A 15,743-nucleotide genomic window follows, 5' to 3' on the forward strand; every position below is an offset into this window, starting at 1 on the left:
TTCAAAGATTCAAACGTTTGCGCAATAGCGCCACGTACTCGCGCCATTCCTGCAGAACCTCAAGCGTTCCGCCCGCGGCATTCTGCGACCATTGCTCGCACGCGTCTTCAAATGCCTGCACGGTATTAGGCGCCCCCCATCGAGCATCGCTCAAACGCTGCTGGCAGAATAATTTCCAGCGCTCTTGCTCCTGTTCATTCAAGGTTTCGGGAAAGTTACGCGCGCGATATCGAAATAATAATTCCGGTAAACGCTCATCATCGAACGGCCATTGTTCTTGCGCTAATTGCTGGGGATCGGCCGTTCTCACTTGCTCGCATAAACGTCGGTCACGGTCGCCAATGAAACCATCGTACAACTGTTGCTCAGGGTCATCGCTGGGAGTGAAATCCTCCTGGGCATAAATGGCCTGGACTTTATCTCGCCAAAGTTCCTGTGCGTCACTTAGCCGCAGCGCCCGCGCCTGATAAAGCGCCATGTCCAGTTGCAGTCGTTGCTGATCCTCAGCGCGCAATACCGACAACGGTGCGACCACCGGGCAGCGGTTGATATGAATCAGCTTGAGCGGCACTGGCAGCGCGCCCTCGGGCAAGTCTGCATGGCGGCTATACAGGCGCTGACGCAAGGTTTCGACATCGTCAGCCAGCAAGCCCTCAGGGTCCAGGTGCAGGTCGCAGACAATCAGGGCATTACGATTGCGTGGATGCCAGGCCAGCGGCAGGACAACCCCCACGTAGCGGCGGTCGACAGAAAAGCGCCCGGAAATATGCACCATCGGATGCAGCAGGCGAATCTGGTCCATGACTTTTTGTTTGCTACGCAACGTGAACAGCCAGTCATAAAGCTTGGGCTGCCGGTCTCGGATCAGCCGCGCCAGGGCGATGGTGGCGCGCACATCGGACAAGGCTTCGTGGGCCTGGCCATGGTCCAGGCCATTGGCCGCCGTCAGGCGTTCGAGCTTGAGCGTGACACGCCCCTCCTCCTGCGGCCAGACGATACCGTCCGGGCGTAACGCATAGGCCGCGCGCACCACGTCGATCAAGTCCCAGCGGCTGTTACCGCCCTGCCACTCGCGGGCATAGGGGTCGAAAAAGTTGCGATACAAGCTGTAGCGCGTCATTTCATCGTCGAAACGCAAGGTGTTGTAACCCGCGCCACAGGTCCCCGGGGCCGCCAGTTGGGCGTGTACCCGAGTCATGAAATCCGCCTCGCTCAAGCCCTGCTCGGCCAGGCGGCTCGGGGTGATCCCGGTGATCGCGCAGGCGGCCGGGTGCGGCAGGATGTCGTCGCTGGGCTGACAGTAGAGGTTGACCGGCGCATCGATCTCGTTGAGTTCGAAGTCGGTGCGGATCCCGGCCACTTGCAGCGGGCGGTCGCAACGCGGGGTGATCCCGGTGGTTTCGTAGTCGTACCAGAAGATGGAGGTCACGGGCTATTCCTGAACTTGAGACCGACGAAGTCTAGGCGCTCAGGTGCAACGCCGGCCAGCTATCTTGCGATAGAACATTGCGTGGCCACGTCCAGGTCTGCCATAGACAGGTCGTTTGCACTGGCGAAGGCTGCTAGCATCGAGCCCAGGTAACGTCCCGAACTGGCTCCATCACCAGGCTGCCCATGATCCCGACCTCAGCACTGCCAAGGAAAGCACCGCTGCCCCCGCCACTGGATACGCGGCACCAGGTCGAAACGCCCGAAGGCATCGACCTGCCGCTGCGCCCGGCCGGGTTGCCATCCCGCGCCCTGGCATTTGCCATCGACCTTGGGGTGCGCGCGATGGTCCTGGGCCTGCTGTTCCTCGGCCTCGCCTTTCTCGGCAAGCTGGGCATGGGGCTGGGCTCGGTGCTGCTGTTTGTTATCAGTTGGTGGTACATGGTGCTGTTCGAAGTCCTCAACCAAGGCCGCTCGCCCGGCAAACAACTGATGGGATTGCGGGTGGTGCAGGATGACGGCACCCCGGTCGGCTGGTCGGCCTCGCTGATCCGCAACCTACTGCGATTCGTCGACATGCTGCCCCTGGGCTACGCCCTGGGCGCCATCAGTTGCCTGCAACACCCGACCTTCAAGCGCCTGGGGGACATGGCCGCCGGTACCCTGGTGATCTATTGCCAACAGCCGGTACACCGCCCGCAACTGCCAGCCGCCCAGCCCTTGCGTGCGCCTTTTGCCTTGAGCCTGGATGAGCAACGCGCGGTGCTGGGTTTCGCTGAGCGCCAGGCGCAGCTCTCCAGCGCACGGGTCACTGAACTGGCGGCGCTGCTCGCCGAGCCGCTGCAGGTCGCACCCGCACACGCAGCCGCCGAGCTCAATGGCATCGCCCGTGGCTTGATGGGGCCGACATGAAACAGAGCCAGTTCGAAAGCCGCCATCAAGCCCACTGGCAACAGTTTGCCCGCAGCCTCGACCTGCTGGAACGCGGCAAGGCCAGCGCCCAGGAGGCCCGCGCATTCCCCCGGGACTATCGGCGCCTGTGCCAACACCTGGCATTGGCGCAGGAACGCGGCTACAGCAGTTACCTGGTCGATCCCTTGCAGCACCTGGTTCTGCGCGGGCACCAGCAGTTGTACCGGCATCGCAGCCACCTCGGCGCCCAGTTGCTGGCCTTTGTCCTGGCCGGCTTTCCGCGCCTGGTGCGTGAGCAATGGCCGTTCGTGCTGGCGGCCAGCCTGCTGTTTTTCGGCTCGCTGCTGGGCACCGGCCTGTTGGTCTACCTGTTCCCCGACCTGGTCTACAGCATCATGCCGGTCGAGCAGGTCGCGCAGATGCAAGGCATGTACGACCCGGCCGCCGGGCACCTGGGCCGCGACACCGAGCGCGCCGCCAGCGATGACTGGGTGATGTTCGGCTACTACATCATGCACAACATCGGCATTGCCTTTCAGACCTTCGCCAGCGGCCTGTTGTTTGGCCTGGGCAGTGTGTTTTTCCTGATGTTCAACGGGCTGCTGATCGGGGCTATCGCCGGCCACCTGACGCGCATCGGCTACGGCGAAAACTTCTGGTCGTTCGTTGTCGGCCACGGCGCGTTCGAGCTCAGCGCCATCGCCCTGGCCGGCGCCGCTGGCCTGCAACTGGGCTGGGCGCTGATCGCCCCCGGGCGGTTACCCCGGGGCGAGGCACTGCGCCTGGCCGCGCGCAAAAGCGTACTGATGATCTGCGGGGTCATGCTGTTCTTGCTGATAGCGGCGTTCATCGAGGCCTATTGGTCTGCACGCACCGGGCCTGCGCCGCTGAGCAAATACCTGGTCGGTGCAGCCCTGTGGCTGTTGGTGGGGCTCTACCTGATCGGTGCGGGACGGAGTCGCCATGCGCCTGAATGACGCCAGCGTGGTGATTCGTCCGCGCACCACCTGGGAAGCCATGGACCTGGGGATCCTGCTGAGCCAGCGCCATCGCCGGGTGCTGATGAGCAGTTGGGCGCTGGTCACCCTGCCAGTGTTTGCCCTGCTCAGCGTGCTGCTGTGGGACTCCCCGGCACTTGCCCTGGGGCTGTTCTGGTGGCTGAAACCGGCGTTCGAGCGCCTGACGCTGTACATCCTTTCCAACGCGCTGTTTGGCCAGGCGCCCACCGTGCAGCAGGCCTTGCGCCAATGGCCGCGCCTGCTCAAGCCGCAGTTGCTCGCCAGCCTGACCTGGCGGCGCCTGAGCCTGAGCCGCAGCTTCACCTTGCCGGTGGTGCAACTGGAGGGGCTGGGCGGCGTGGCTCGCCAGCAGCGCCTGGCGGTGTTGCAACAACGCGACGCCGGGGCGGCGCGCTGGCTGACGCTCATCGGGGTGCTGCTGGAAAGCGTGCTGTGGATCGGTTCCATGAGCCTGTTCTACCTGTTCCTGCCGGGACAGATCGAACTGGATTGGGATTGGCAAACGTTGATCGCCAGCAGCGCACAGGATTGGCTGTGGCTTGAGCACCTGACCAACGCGCTGTACGTGCTGATCCTGATCGTCTGGGAACCGGTGTATGTGGCCTGCGGTTTCAGCCTGTACCTGAACCGGCGCACCACCCTGGAAGCCTGGGACATCGAGCTGGTGTTCCGGCGCCTGCGCCAACGCCTGAGCACAGTCGTCGCCAGCCTGCTGCTGCTCGGGCTGCTGGGATTGCCTGCCGCACAACCGGTGCTGGCCGCCGAATCGAGCGCTGCCCCCGCCAGCCCGCGCCTGCTCCAGCAACCCCTGAACAGCCAGGCCTCCAGCACCGCCATCCATGCCATCCTCGATGCCCCGCCGTTCAAGAACACCCAGACCCTGACCCGCTATCGCCTGGGTGATGCCGAACCCGAACAACCCCAGGCGGGCCAAGCACCCGGCTGGCTCAAGGCGCTGTTCGAGCTGCTCGACAGCCCGCACTTGGCCGGCCTGGCGTCCATCATCGAGGTCCTGTTGTGGACGACGGTCATTGGCCTGCTGGCGTTGCTGGCCTGGCACTACCGCGAGTGGCTGCAGACCTTCGTCAGCCGTCGCCCGGCACTGCCGCGCAGCGCCCAGCGCCCGCTGCCAGCGCAGATGTTCGGCCTCGACCTGGGCCGTGAGTCGCTGCCGGACGACGTGGCCGCCGAGGTCGAGCGGCTCTGGGCCAGCCGGCCCCGTGAGGCCCTAGGCTTGCTGTACCGGGCGCTGTTGGTGCGCTTGCTCCACGACTACGCGCTGCCATTGACCAGCGCCGACACCGAAGGCCAGGTGCTGGGCCATATCCAGCGCCTGCAGCAGCCGCAACTGCACGCCTTCAGCAGCATCCTCACCAAGCATTGGCAGAACATCGCCTACGGTCACCGCGTCCCGCCGCCTGCCCTGCAAGCACAACTCTGCGCCGGCTGGCGCGCGCTGTTCGACCGCGGAGTTGGGCAATGAACCGGCGCCAGATGGCCCTCGGCGCACTGCTGGCCGGGCTGCTCGCGGCAGTCGCGGTCTACCTGTACCTGCAGGCCACACCCTATACAGAAACCATCGACCACGGCCCTTCCCCCGAAGCCCAGGCCAACCCGTACCTGGCCGCCGAGCACTTTTTGCGCCGGCAAGGGCTGAGCGTCACCCACGCCAACAGCCTCGAAACATTGCCCCCGCTGCCCTCCCGGCAACATAGCCTGTTGCTCCTGGGGGAGCGTGTCGACATGACCCCGGCGCAAGTCGAGCACGTGCTTGCCTGGGCCCACGCCGGAGGCCGCCTGCTGCTGGTTGCCGAAGCCCTGTGGGATGCCAAGGCGGGCAAAAGCGCCGACCTGCTGCTGGACCGGGTCCAGGTGCAGCAATCCATGAGCAAGGACCTCAAGGCCCCCCCCCCCGAGGCGGCAACAGATCCCTATCCAACCCTGACCAAGCTTTACCTGGAGGACGAACAGGCGCCTGCCTATGCCAGCTTCGATCCGCAGTTCCATCTCGAAGACCCGTACAACCTGGCCCAGGCCTGGGCCAACAGCGCCCTGGCCACGCACATGATGCAACGGCCCTACGGCGAAGGCCTGATCACCGTGATCACCGATGCCGAACTGTGGAAAAACCCCAACATCGGCCACTATGACAATGCCTGGCTGCTCTGGTACCTGACCGCCGACACCGAGGTCACCCTGCTGTTCGACATTGACCGCGAGCACCTGCTGACCCTGCTGCTGCGGTATTTCCCCCAGGCGCTGGTGGCCCTCGCTGCGTTGCTCGGCCTCTGGTGCTGGCACGTCGGCTGGCGCCAGGGCCCATTAAAGGCCCCCACAACCAAGGCTCGCCGCCAGTTGCTGGAGCACGTGGGCGCCAGTGCCGACTTTCTGCTGCGCCACGCTGGGCAACACAGCCTCCTGCAAGGCCTGCAACACGATGTACAACGCCGCGCCCGACAGCGCCACCCGGGCCTGGAACAACTGGAAACGGCCGAACAATGGCAGGTCATCGCACGTTTGAGCGGCCAACCGGCCGACACCGTCGGCCAATTGCTCGGCCCCTTGGCTAAACGCCGGCTGTCCAGCAGCGAATTCAGCCGCCAGGTCGCCCACCTGCAACTCCTCAGGAATGCCTTATGAGTGAAGCCTTCGAACCGCCCAGCCAGACCCGCGCAGCGCAACAACGGCAACGCGCCAGCCAACTGGCACAAGCCCTGCGTGGCGAGTTGAATAAAGCCGTGATCGGCCAGCAAAGCGTGATCGACGATGTGTTGAGCGCCTTGATTGCCGGCGGGCATGTGCTGCTCGAAGGCGTACCGGGCCTGGGCAAGACCTTGCTGGTGCGCGCCCTGGCCCGCTGCTTTGGCGGTGACTTCGCGCGAATTCAATTCACCCCCGACCTGATGCCCAGCGATGTCACCGGGCATGCCGTGTACGACCTGCAGACCGAGCAGTTCAAGTTGCGCAAGGGCCCGCTGTTCACCCATCTGTTGCTGGCCGACGAGATCAACCGCGCCCCGGCCAAGACCCAGGCCGCCCTGCTCGAAGCCATGCAGGAACGCCAAGTGACCCTGGAGGGTCGCGCCTTGCCGATCGCCCAGCCGTTTATGGTCCTGGCCACGCAAAACCCCATCGAACAGGAAGGCACCTACCCCCTGCCGGAAGCCGAGCTCGACCGGTTCATGCTCAAGGTGCGCATGGACTACCCCGAGGCCGAGCAGGAGCTGGACATGGTGCGCCAGGTCACTCGTTCGACCCGCGCCGACATGCTCGACGTGCAACCGCTGCGCACCCTGCTGCAAGCCAAGGACATCCTCGCCCTGCAACGGATCGCCAGCGACCTGCCACTGGACGAGCAGGTCCTGGACTATGCCGTGCGCCTGGCCCGCACCACCCGCAGTTGGCCGGGACTGATTCTCGGCGCAGGCCCACGTGCCTCCATCGCGCTGGTGCGGGTGGCGCGGGCGCGGGCACTGCTGCGCGGCGGCGAGTTCGTCATCCCGGATGACATCAAGGACTGCGCGCTGGCGGTGCTGCGCCACCGCGTGCGCATTGCGCCGGAGCTGGACATCGAAGGGCTGGACGTCGACCAGGTGCTCAAGCTATTGCTTGACCAGGTTCCGGCGCCCAGGGTGTGAACAGCGCCATGACGATGATCGCCCCCGGGAAACCCCGGTCATGAAGCCGAGCCGCCTGCTGCTGAGCTGGCTCGCCACGCTGTTGGGGCTAAGCATCCTGCTGGGGGCATGTCGGGCCCTGGGCGTCTACGTGGCACCGAGTCTGCAGGCGATCAATTGGGGCTTGCTCCTGGCCTTGCTACTGCTGGCCGTGCTCGATGCTGCGCGCCTGATCCGTCGGCCCTCCCCCCGGGCGCAACGCCAACTGCCCGGCAGCCTGGCACTGGGGCGCTGGAGCGAGGTGCAGATCAGCCTGGACCATGATTACGCGCTGCCCCTGAGGGTGCAGCTGTTCGATCACGTTCCTGATGGGCTGGGTTTCGAGGGGTTGCCGCAGACGGTCGAACTGCACCCTGGCCAGACTCACTCGCTCAAGTACCGGTTGCGTCCCCTGCGCCGCGGGCACTTCAATTTCGAACGCTGCGAAATCAACCTGCCGGGGCCCTTGGGGCTTTGGTCGGCCCGGCGTTATCTGGCACTGCACGACAGCACCCGGGTCTACCCGGATTTCGCCCACCTGCATGGCGCACAGTTGCTGGCGGTCGACAATTGGCTCAGCCAACTGGGCGTACGCCAGCGCCAGCGGCGCGGGCTGGGACTGGAGTTTCATCAACTGCGCGAGTTTCGCGAAGGCGACAGCCTGCGCCAGATCGACTGGAAAGCCACGGCCCGGCAACGCACACCGATTGCCCGGGAGTACCAGGACGAACGCGACCAGCAGATCCTCTTCATGCTCGACTGCGGTCGTTCGATGCGCAGCCAGGACGGTGAACTCTCACACTTTGATCACGCCCTCAATGCGTGCCTGCTGCTCAGTTACATCGCCCTGCGCCAGGGCGATGCGGTTGGCCTGATGACCTTCGCCACCGAGCAAGCCCGCTACCTGCCCCCAGGTAAAGGCAGCGGTCAGTTGAACGTGCTGCTCAACAACCTCTACGACCTGGACAGCAGCCAACGCCCCGCAGACTACCAGGCAGCGGCCAGCCAACTGCTGGCCCGCCAGCAGCGCCGGGCGCTGGTCGTGCTGGTGACCAACCTGCGCGACGAAGCCGACGAAGCCCTGCTGGGGGCGGTCCAGCGCCTGGGCCGACAGCACCGGGTACTGGTGGCCAGTCTGCGCGAGGAAGTCCTCGACCGGCTACGCCAGGTCCCGGTGCAGACCCTGCCCGAAGCCCTGGCCTACTGCGGCACGGTGGACTACCTGAATGCCCGGGCCGACCAGCATGAACGCTTGAGCGCCCATGGCATACCAGTGCTGGACACCCGCCCCGGCGAACTGGGCACCGAACTGGTCACCCGTTACCTGAGTTGGAAGAAAGCCGGGGTACTTTAGTTCTTTCATTGCCTGGGACTAGGCAGACGCCGACACCGGATAAAAACTGAAATAGCGCTGCAGTGCGCTGACCAGTTTGCCGTACTCAGGCGGGGCGTTGTGCAGGGAAAATCCGGCATCGTAATGATGGGGCGTGGCGTCTTCATGGCACCACAGGCAACAGGCTCGAAGGTCGATCACCTGGCAGAGGCCATTGCTGTCGGGGATCTTCAAACGCAACTCAAAGACTGCCCCCAGCATCATTGGCAAATGGCTGATCAGCATCAGCCCGTCCTCCGAGACATTGCCGATGTAGCCAATGGGTTTGTCGGTGATACGGTTGAAGACTTTGAGAAAATACGGCAACTGGTGCCGCTCGATCCGGCGTTCTGTGAACATGCTGAGTATCGCTTTGCCATGGCCCTTGAGCAGGGTCGCACTACTGCTTCGCAACGAGCCTGCAGTGCGGGCTCGCTGTCCCCTATTGCGGTGCGAACGTCCTTGTCTTGCGCTCGCGCTACCTCTGCCGCTCTCAGGTACCAACGACGTTCAGGGTCGACCCGCTGAAACGTCTCAGTAGGAGGTTAGCTCAAGGCTGAAACACAGCCAGTGGCTAAATGAGCCTCGACATTATAAAGATGCCGGCAAGCTTCTGGCGCTGCGCGGCGGGTACCAGCCCAGCGACTGCAAGGTTTCCAGGCGCGCACGGGCACGGTAGGCGTACTCGTTGTTCGGGTACTGGGCCATGATGAACTGGTAGGTCTGGGCGGCATCGACGTAGAGTTTCTGCCGCTCCAGGCACTGGCCGCGCAACATCGACACTTCTGGCTGGATGTAGCGTCGCGCCCGACTGTTGCGATCGACCTGGGACAGTTCGAGCATTACCCGCTCGCAGTTACCGGCGTCGTAGGCACGGTAGGCGGTGTTCAGGTGATGGTCCATCGACCAACGGGTACAGCCCACGACACTCAGGGCCAAGGCAGCTAAAAGCACGAATCGCATGAGGGTTCTCCTGTCTTGGGCTTTGTATCGACCCGGCGGCAAAAATCTTCAGTGCGGCGTGTTCAATAAAGAATCCAATAAGTAGTGCAAACGAACAATGACTACAACTTCCCAGCATAGTAGCCTCACTCAGCGCTTGAACTCAGGAGTCTTTGCATGTCCGTCCGTCGTACCAAAATCGTCGCTACCCTTGGCCCGGCCAGTAACTCGCCGGAAGTTCTCGAACAGCTGATTCTCGCTGGCCTGGACGTCGCCCGCCTGAACTTCTCCCACGGCACCCCCGACGAGCACAAGGCTCGCGCCAAGCTGGTCCGTGACCTCGCGGCCAAGCACGGGCGCTTCGTCGCTCTGCTGGGCGACCTGCAAGGCCCGAAAATCCGTATCGCCAAGTTCGCCAACAAGAAGATCGAGCTCAAGATCGGTGATCAATTCACCTTCTCCACCAGCCATCCGCTGACCGAAGGCAACCAGCAAGTGGTCGGCATCGACTACCCGGACCTGGTCAAGGACTGCGGCGTCGGCGACGAGTTGCTGCTCGACGACGGCCGCGTGGTCATGCGTGTTGATACCGCCAGCGCCACCGAACTGCATTGCACCGTGACCATCGGCGGTCCGCTGTCGGACCACAAGGGCATCAACCGTCGTGGTGGCGGTCTGACCGCGCCGGCCCTGACTGAAAAAGACAAGGCTGACATCAAGCTCGCCGCCGAAATGCAAGTCGACTACCTTGCCGTGTCCTTCCCGCGTGACGCGGCCGACATGGAATACGCCCGTCAATTGCGCGACGAAGCCGGCGGCACCGCCTGGCTGGTGGCCAAGATCGAACGCGCCGAAGCCGTGGCCGATGACGAAACCCTCGACGGTCTGATCAAGGCTTCCGACGCCGTGATGGTTGCCCGTGGCGACCTCGGCGTGGAAATCGGCGACGCCGAGCTGGTAGGTATCCAGAAGAAGATCATCCTGCACGCACGCCGCCACAACAAAGCGGTGATCGTCGCGACCCAGATGATGGAGTCGATGATCCAGAACCCGATGCCGACCCGTGCCGAAGTGTCCGACGTAGCCAACGCCGTGCTCGACTACACCGACGCCGTGATGCTCTCGGCCGAAAGCGCCGCCGGCCTGTACCCCCTGGAAGCTGTGCAGGCGATGGCGCGTATCTGCGTCGGCGCGGAAAAGCACCCGACCAGCAAGACCTCCAGCCACCGTATCGGCAAGGTCTTCGAAAGCTGCGACCAGAGCATCGCCCTGGCCGCCATGTACACCGCCAACCACTTCCCGGGCGTCAAGGCGATCATCGCCCTCACCGAAAGTGGCTACACGCCGTTGATCATGTCGCGTATCCGCTCCTCGGTGCCGATCTACGCGTTCTCCCCGCACCGCGAAACCCAGGCCCGCGCGGCAATGTTCCGTGGCGTCTACACCGTCCCGTTCGACCCGGCGTCCCTGCCACCTGAGCAAGTCAGCCAGGCGGCCATCGACGAGTTGCTGGCGCGCGGCGTGGTCGAGAAAGGCGACTGGGTCATCCTGACCAAGGGCGACAGCTACCACACCATCGGCGGCACCAACGGCATGAAAATCCTGCACGTTGGCGACAAGATGGTCTGATTGACCGAGCGCTGAAAAACCAAAGCCCCGCCATGTGAATGGCGGGGCTTTTTGCTTTCCGATCCCGTGATCGCGATGGGGCCGCGCGATCACCGCCGATTCATGACCGTTTGAGAAACCCCGACAACGCCGCCAACGCCTCCGGCGAACGCAGGCGTTGGACGAACAACTTGCCCTCCTCCTCGACCACCCTGCGCAGCAATTCGCGGTCCGGGGCTTTCATCAGTTGTTTGCTGATGCGCACGGCCTCCGGCGGCAGTTGATCGAAGCGCAGCGCCATCTCCCGTGCCTTGGCAAAGGTCGCCTCAGCGCTTGGCAACGCCTGGGTGGCAATGCCCCAGGCGGCGGCCTGCTCGCCCGTAAAGGCTTCGCCCAGCAGCAACAGCTCGGCCGCCTTGGCCTGGCCGAGCAAGCGCGGCAGGATCAGGCTGGAGCCGAACTCAGGGCACAGCCCCAGGTTGACAAAGGGCATGCGCAACTTGGCATCGGCACTGATGTACACCAGGTCGCAATGCAGCAGCAGCGTGGTGCCGATGCCTACCGCGGCCCCGGCAACGGCGGCGACCACCGGCTTGCGGCACTCCAGCAGGCTGCGCATGAACTGGAACACCGGGCTGTCGAGATCGCTCGGCGGCTCCTGGAGGAAGTCGGCGATATCGTTGCCGGCGGTAAAGCACTGGTGGCTGCCGGTAATCAGGACCGCCTTGATCCCAGGGTCGGCATCGGCCTGCTGCAGGGCTGCGCCCAATTGGCTGTACATGGCGCGGGTCAGGGCGTTTTTCTTGTCCGGGCGATTCAGGCGCAGGGTCAGCAGCCCGCCTTCGCGTTCCAGCAAAATGGCATCGGTCATGGTCAATCTCATGAAAAGAAAGTCAGCTCAACCGCGCGGCAGGAACACATCGGCCAGCAGTTGGTTACGCGGCAGCCCCGCCAGGTACAAGCGCCGGGCAAAGGCGTCGACCCGCTCAGGGCCCCCGCAGAGTAAGGCCAGGGTTTGCCGGGAAACAAGGCGCAATTGCGCCAAAGCCGCTGACAGCTCGGCCGCCGTCCACAGCTCGACGCTCAGGTTGGCGCGGTTGGCTGCCAGCGCCGCCAGGGGTTTGGCCAGGTAATGCTCTGCCCCATCATGGGCAAGGTGAATCACCCGGATAGGCCCTTGGTGATCCTGGCGCAGCGCTTCACGCAGCACCCCGAACAGCGGCGCCAGTCCCGTACCGGCGGCCAGCAGCCACAGTGGCCGGGTCTGCCAGTCAGGGTCGTAGTGCAAGGCGCCGCCGCGCAATTCACCGAGGCGGATCGAGTCACCGATCTTCAGCGCCCGGGCGGCATCGCTGAAGGCCCCGGGCAGGCGGCAGTCAAGGTGAAACTCGAGGAAGCGGTCCTCCTGCGGCAGGCTGGCCAGGGAGTACGGGCGCGCTACGTGACCGGCCCACAGCACCAGGTGCTGACCAGCCTGGTAGCGCAACGGGCGCTCGGCCAACAAACGCAGGCGCAGGACGCTGGGGCTCAACCAGTCCAGCGCCTCGACCACGGCGGGAGCGCCGTCACGCAGCGGATCGAACACCGCCACCTGCAGGTCATCCAGCACCTCGCACTGACAGGCCAGCCGCCAGCCCTGCTGGCGCTGCGCGGCACTCAGGGCATCCGGGCGCCGGTCGCCGACCTCACCACGCAGGCACTGCACCAGGCACGCGTGGCAACTGCCGGCCCGGCAGCTGTAGGGTACTTGCAGACCTTGCTGGTTCAAGGCATCGAGCAGGTTGCTGCCCGCCGCTACCGTCCATTGACGCTCACCGACAGTCACTTCAGGCATCGACGTTTTCCCAGGCCGCCGCACAGCGATTACGGCCATCGCGCTTGGCCCGGTACAACGCCTGGTCGGCACGTTGCAAGGCGTCGTCGAGGTCATCGCCGACAGCCAGCAGGGTCATGCCCGCGGACAGGCTCAGGTCCGGCACATTCAGGCCGATCAACTGCACTTCGGTGAAGGCCAGGCGCAGCCGCTCACAACAGGAGGTCAGGCGCTCGGGATTGCAATCAGGTAACAACAATACAAACTCCTCACCGCCATAGCGGGCCAATACATCGCCCTCACGCAAACAGGCCGTGGCGACTCCGGCAAAGGCCTGCAGGACCTGATCGCCGGCGGCATGGCCGTGCAGGTCGTTGATCCGCTTGAAGTGGTCCAGGTCGATCAGCGCCAGGCCATGCTCCACCCCGGGCTCCAGGCTTTGCAGTTCACGGCTGGCCAGGCGCAGGAAATGCCGACGGTTGAACAAGCCGGTCAACTCATCGGTGGCCACCAGGTCTTCAAGCTGGCGCATCATCCCGCGCAGCGTATCCTGATGCGCTTGCAAGGCAAACCGGCGCTGGCGCATACGCAGGCGTGAAGCCTGCACATAGCTGGCATACAGCGCCAGCCAGACCAGCACAATAAACAGCACGCAGACCTGCAATGCCGCCAATGTCGGGTCGACCAGTTCGAAATGGTAGCCTTCCCACAGGTTGAGGCTGGCAAAGCTGAAAAACACCAGGGCCGCACAGCGCACAAACGCCCGCCGCGTCAGATGGAACAGGCCGAACATCAGAATCAGTACATAAAAGATCAGGAAGGCGCCACGGGCCACCTCAAGATGGGCGATCAACCAGGTTTGCCAGCCAATGCCCAGCAGCACCTGGACTTCGGTCAAGCTGGGGTCGGAGAACCGCAGGTTGCGCCCGCTGAGGAAGATCGCGAACAACAGCGACTGACTGAGCGTCACCAGTACCGTGGCAATCAGCGCACTGCGCACCGAACCCTGGAAATGCCCGCTGAGGATCGCCAGCCACAGCAGCAATAACGCCAGCGCATAGGTGCCTGCCGCCAGAACAAAGCGCTTGAGCAATAGATTCTGGATCGCGTTATGGGTCAATCGTTGACTCACCGTGCAAAGGGGGGCTGATAAGAGTGTCCTACCCTAAAGGCCTTGGATCACTGTAGTGTTGCTGCTCGAAAATGACCATCCAATTTTTGCGCGGCGGCCACGGGTCGTACCTTGAGTCTTATGCGACCTTGGTTTGACTGCCGGCGGGTGTGCCCGGCGGCGAGGCGCGCTATACTGCCGCGCCTTTTTAGCGTCGCGCCAGCAACCCCGGCGTGCCCTGAAAGGTGTTTGCAGCCGACCGATGCACCCCACTGCAAGCACCTTTATTAAATGTTCCCGTCTTTTAGAGGAGCGCGACTCATGACCGTGATCAAGCAAGACGACCTGATTCAGAGCGTTGCTGACGCCCTGCAGTTCATTTCTTATTACCACCCCGTGGACTTCATCCAGGCGATGCACGAGGCCTACCTGCGCGAAGAATCGCCAGCGGCCCGCGATTCGATCGCGCAGATCCTGATCAACTCGCGCATGTGCGCCACCGGCCACCGCCCGATCTGCCAGGACACCGGCATCGTCACCGTGTTTGTCCGCGTGGGCATGGACGTGCGCTGGGATGGCGCGACCATGGGCCTGGACGACATGATCAACGAGGGCGTGCGTCGCGCCTACAACCTGCCGGAAAACGTCCTGCGTGCGTCTATCCTCGCCGACCCGGCCGGTGCTCGCAAAAACACCAAGGACAACACCCCGGCCGTGATCCACTACTCGATCGTCCCGGGTAACACCGTGGAAGTCGACGTGGCAGCCAAGGGTGGCGGTTCCGAGAACAAGTCGAAGATGGCCATGCTCAACCCGTCCGACTCGATCGTCGACTGGGTACTCAAGACCGTTCCGACCATGGGCGCCGGCTGGTGCCCACCGGGCATGCTCGGCATCGGCATCGGCGGCACCGCCGAAAAAGCCGCTGTGATGGCCAAGGAAGTGTTGATGGAGTCCATCGACATCCACGAGCTCAAGGCTCGCGGCCCGCAGAACCGCATCGAAGAAATGCGCCTGGAGCTGTTTGAGAAGGTCAACCAACTGGGCATCGGCGCCCAGGGCCTGGGTGGCCTGACCACCGTGCTCGACGTGAAGATCATGGACTACCCGACTCACGCCGCCTCCTTGCCGGTGTGCATGATCCCCAACTGTGCCGCCACCCGCCACGCGCACTTCGTGCTCGACGGTTCCGGCCCGGCCTCGCTGGAAGCGCCACCGCTGGACGCCTACCCGGAAATCGTCTGGGAAGCTGGCCCATCGGCCCGTCGCGTCAACCTCGACACCCTGACCCCGGAAGAAGTGCAGAGCTGGAAGCCGGGTGAAACCGTGCTGCTCAACGGCAAGATGCTCACCGGTCGCGACGCGGCGCACAAGCGCATGGTCGAGATGCTGAACAAGGGCGAAACCCTGCCGGTCGATCTCAAGGGCCGCTTCATCTACTACGTCGGCCCGGTTGATCCGGTGCGCGAAGAAGTGGTCGGCCCGGCAGGCCCGACCACCGCGACGCGGATGGACAAATTCACCCGCCAGATCCTCGAGCAGACAGGCCTGTTGGGCATGATCGGCAAATCCGAGCGCGGTCCGACCGCCATCGAAGCGATCAAGGACCACAAAGCCGTTTACCTGATGGCAGTCGGCGGCGCGGCTTACCTGGTGGCACAAGCCATCAAGAAGTCCCGCGTGGTGGCGTTTGCCGAACTGGGCATGGAAGCGATCTACGAGTTCGACGTAAAAGACATGCCAGTGACCGTTGCGGTCGACAGCAAGGGCGAGTCGGTACACATCACCGGTCCTGCCATCTGGCAGAAAAAGATCAGTGACAGCCTGGCGGTGGAAGTGCAGTAAACACTGACAGGGCACAACAAGAACCGGTATGCAGGCA

The 15,743-nt window shown here is 63.9% G+C and carries 14 protein-coding genes; 8 read left to right on the plus strand and 6 right to left on the minus strand.

The genetic code is table 11. The annotated features are described in order from the left end of the window. Nucleotide 1: 1 nt before the first annotated feature. A complete protein-coding gene (sbcB, locus tag AACY45_RS24665; protein ID WP_339547914.1) occupies nt 2-1,429 on the minus strand; it encodes an exodeoxyribonuclease I in 1,428 nt (475 codons plus the stop codon). A 185-nt stretch (nt 1,430-1,614) separates the two neighbouring features. Between sbcB and AACY45_RS24670 the strand changes: the two genes are divergently transcribed. Genes AACY45_RS24670 through AACY45_RS24695 form a run of 6 tightly spaced genes read left to right on the plus strand, consistent with a single transcriptional unit; the run spans nt 1,615 to nt 8,369 of the window. Further along, a complete protein-coding gene (locus AACY45_RS24670) occupies nt 1,615-2,340 on the plus strand; it encodes an RDD family protein (protein WP_339547916.1) in 726 nt (241 codons plus the stop codon). Beyond that, nucleotides 2,337-3,317, plus strand: a complete 981-nt coding sequence (locus AACY45_RS24675) for a stage II sporulation protein M (RefSeq protein WP_339547918.1) — start codon at nt 2,337-2,339, stop codon at nt 3,315-3,317. Before AACY45_RS24670 ends, AACY45_RS24675 begins: the two co-directional genes overlap by 4 nt. Beyond that, nucleotides 3,304-4,842 carry a DUF4129 domain-containing protein gene (locus AACY45_RS24680; RefSeq protein WP_339547920.1) on the plus strand — a complete coding sequence of 513 codons (1,539 nt, stop codon included), beginning with the start codon at nt 3,304-3,306 and terminating at the stop codon, nt 4,840-4,842. The genes AACY45_RS24675 and AACY45_RS24680 overlap by 14 nt, the downstream gene beginning before the upstream one ends. Then, the gene (locus AACY45_RS24685) at nt 4,839-5,999 is read left to right on the plus strand and encodes a DUF4350 domain-containing protein (RefSeq protein WP_339547922.1); all 1,161 of its coding nucleotides are present in this window, start codon (nt 4,839-4,841) and stop codon (nt 5,997-5,999) included. Before AACY45_RS24680 ends, AACY45_RS24685 begins: the two co-directional genes overlap by 4 nt. Beyond that, nucleotides 5,996-6,997, plus strand: a complete 1,002-nt coding sequence (locus tag AACY45_RS24690) for an AAA family ATPase (protein WP_339547924.1) — start codon at nt 5,996-5,998, stop codon at nt 6,995-6,997. Before AACY45_RS24685 ends, AACY45_RS24690 begins: the two co-directional genes overlap by 4 nt. A 40-nt stretch (nt 6,998-7,037) precedes the next feature. Further along, a complete protein-coding gene (locus AACY45_RS24695; RefSeq protein WP_339547926.1) occupies nt 7,038-8,369 on the plus strand; it encodes a DUF58 domain-containing protein in 1,332 nt (443 codons plus the stop codon). Between the two features lie 18 nt (nt 8,370-8,387). Here the strand turns inward: AACY45_RS24695 and AACY45_RS24700 are convergent, their stop codons facing one another. Next, nucleotides 8,388-8,747, minus strand: coding sequence for a PilZ domain-containing protein (locus tag AACY45_RS24700; RefSeq protein ID WP_339547928.1), 360 nt, complete (start codon nt 8,745-8,747; stop codon nt 8,388-8,390). Between the two features lie 231 nt (nt 8,748-8,978). Further along, a complete protein-coding gene (locus AACY45_RS24705) occupies nt 8,979-9,350 on the minus strand; it encodes a tetratricopeptide repeat protein (protein ID WP_339547930.1) in 372 nt (123 codons plus the stop codon). A gap of 156 nt (nt 9,351-9,506) precedes the next feature. On the opposite strand from AACY45_RS24705, the gene pyk reads away from it, so the two are divergent. Further along, nucleotides 9,507-10,958 carry a pyruvate kinase gene (pyk, locus tag AACY45_RS24710; protein WP_095165807.1) on the plus strand — a complete coding sequence of 484 codons (1,452 nt, stop codon included), beginning with the start codon at nt 9,507-9,509 and terminating at the stop codon, nt 10,956-10,958. A 100-nt stretch (nt 10,959-11,058) separates the two neighbouring features. On the opposite strand, the gene AACY45_RS24715 is transcribed toward pyk, so the two are convergent. From AACY45_RS24715 to AACY45_RS24725, 3 genes are read right to left on the minus strand one after another with little or no spacing between them, the layout of a single operon-like run. Next, nucleotides 11,059-11,808, minus strand: coding sequence for an enoyl-CoA hydratase-related protein (locus AACY45_RS24715; RefSeq protein WP_339547932.1), 750 nt, complete (start codon nt 11,806-11,808; stop codon nt 11,059-11,061). Nucleotides 11,809-11,835: 27 nt separating this feature from the next. Then, nucleotides 11,836-12,771 carry an iron-sulfur-binding ferredoxin reductase gene (locus AACY45_RS24720; protein WP_339547934.1) on the minus strand — a complete coding sequence of 312 codons (936 nt, stop codon included), beginning with the start codon at nt 12,769-12,771 and terminating at the stop codon, nt 11,836-11,838. Continuing rightward, entirely contained in the window at nt 12,764-13,870 is a 1,107-nt protein-coding gene (locus AACY45_RS24725; protein WP_339547936.1) for a GGDEF domain-containing protein, read from the minus strand. Before AACY45_RS24725 ends, AACY45_RS24720 begins: the two co-directional genes overlap by 8 nt. Nucleotides 13,871-14,182: 312 nt before the next feature. Between AACY45_RS24725 and AACY45_RS24730 the strand changes: the two genes are divergently transcribed. Next, entirely contained in the window at nt 14,183-15,706 is a 1,524-nt protein-coding gene (locus AACY45_RS24730; RefSeq protein WP_007945624.1) for a fumarate hydratase, read from the plus strand. The last annotated feature ends 37 nt before the right edge of the window (nt 15,707-15,743 follow it).

The sequence above is a fragment of the Pseudomonas sp. RA_35y_Pfl2_P32 genome (genome assembly GCF_963970735.1).
In the GTDB taxonomy this organism is placed as follows: domain Bacteria; phylum Pseudomonadota; class Gammaproteobacteria; order Pseudomonadales; family Pseudomonadaceae; genus Aquipseudomonas.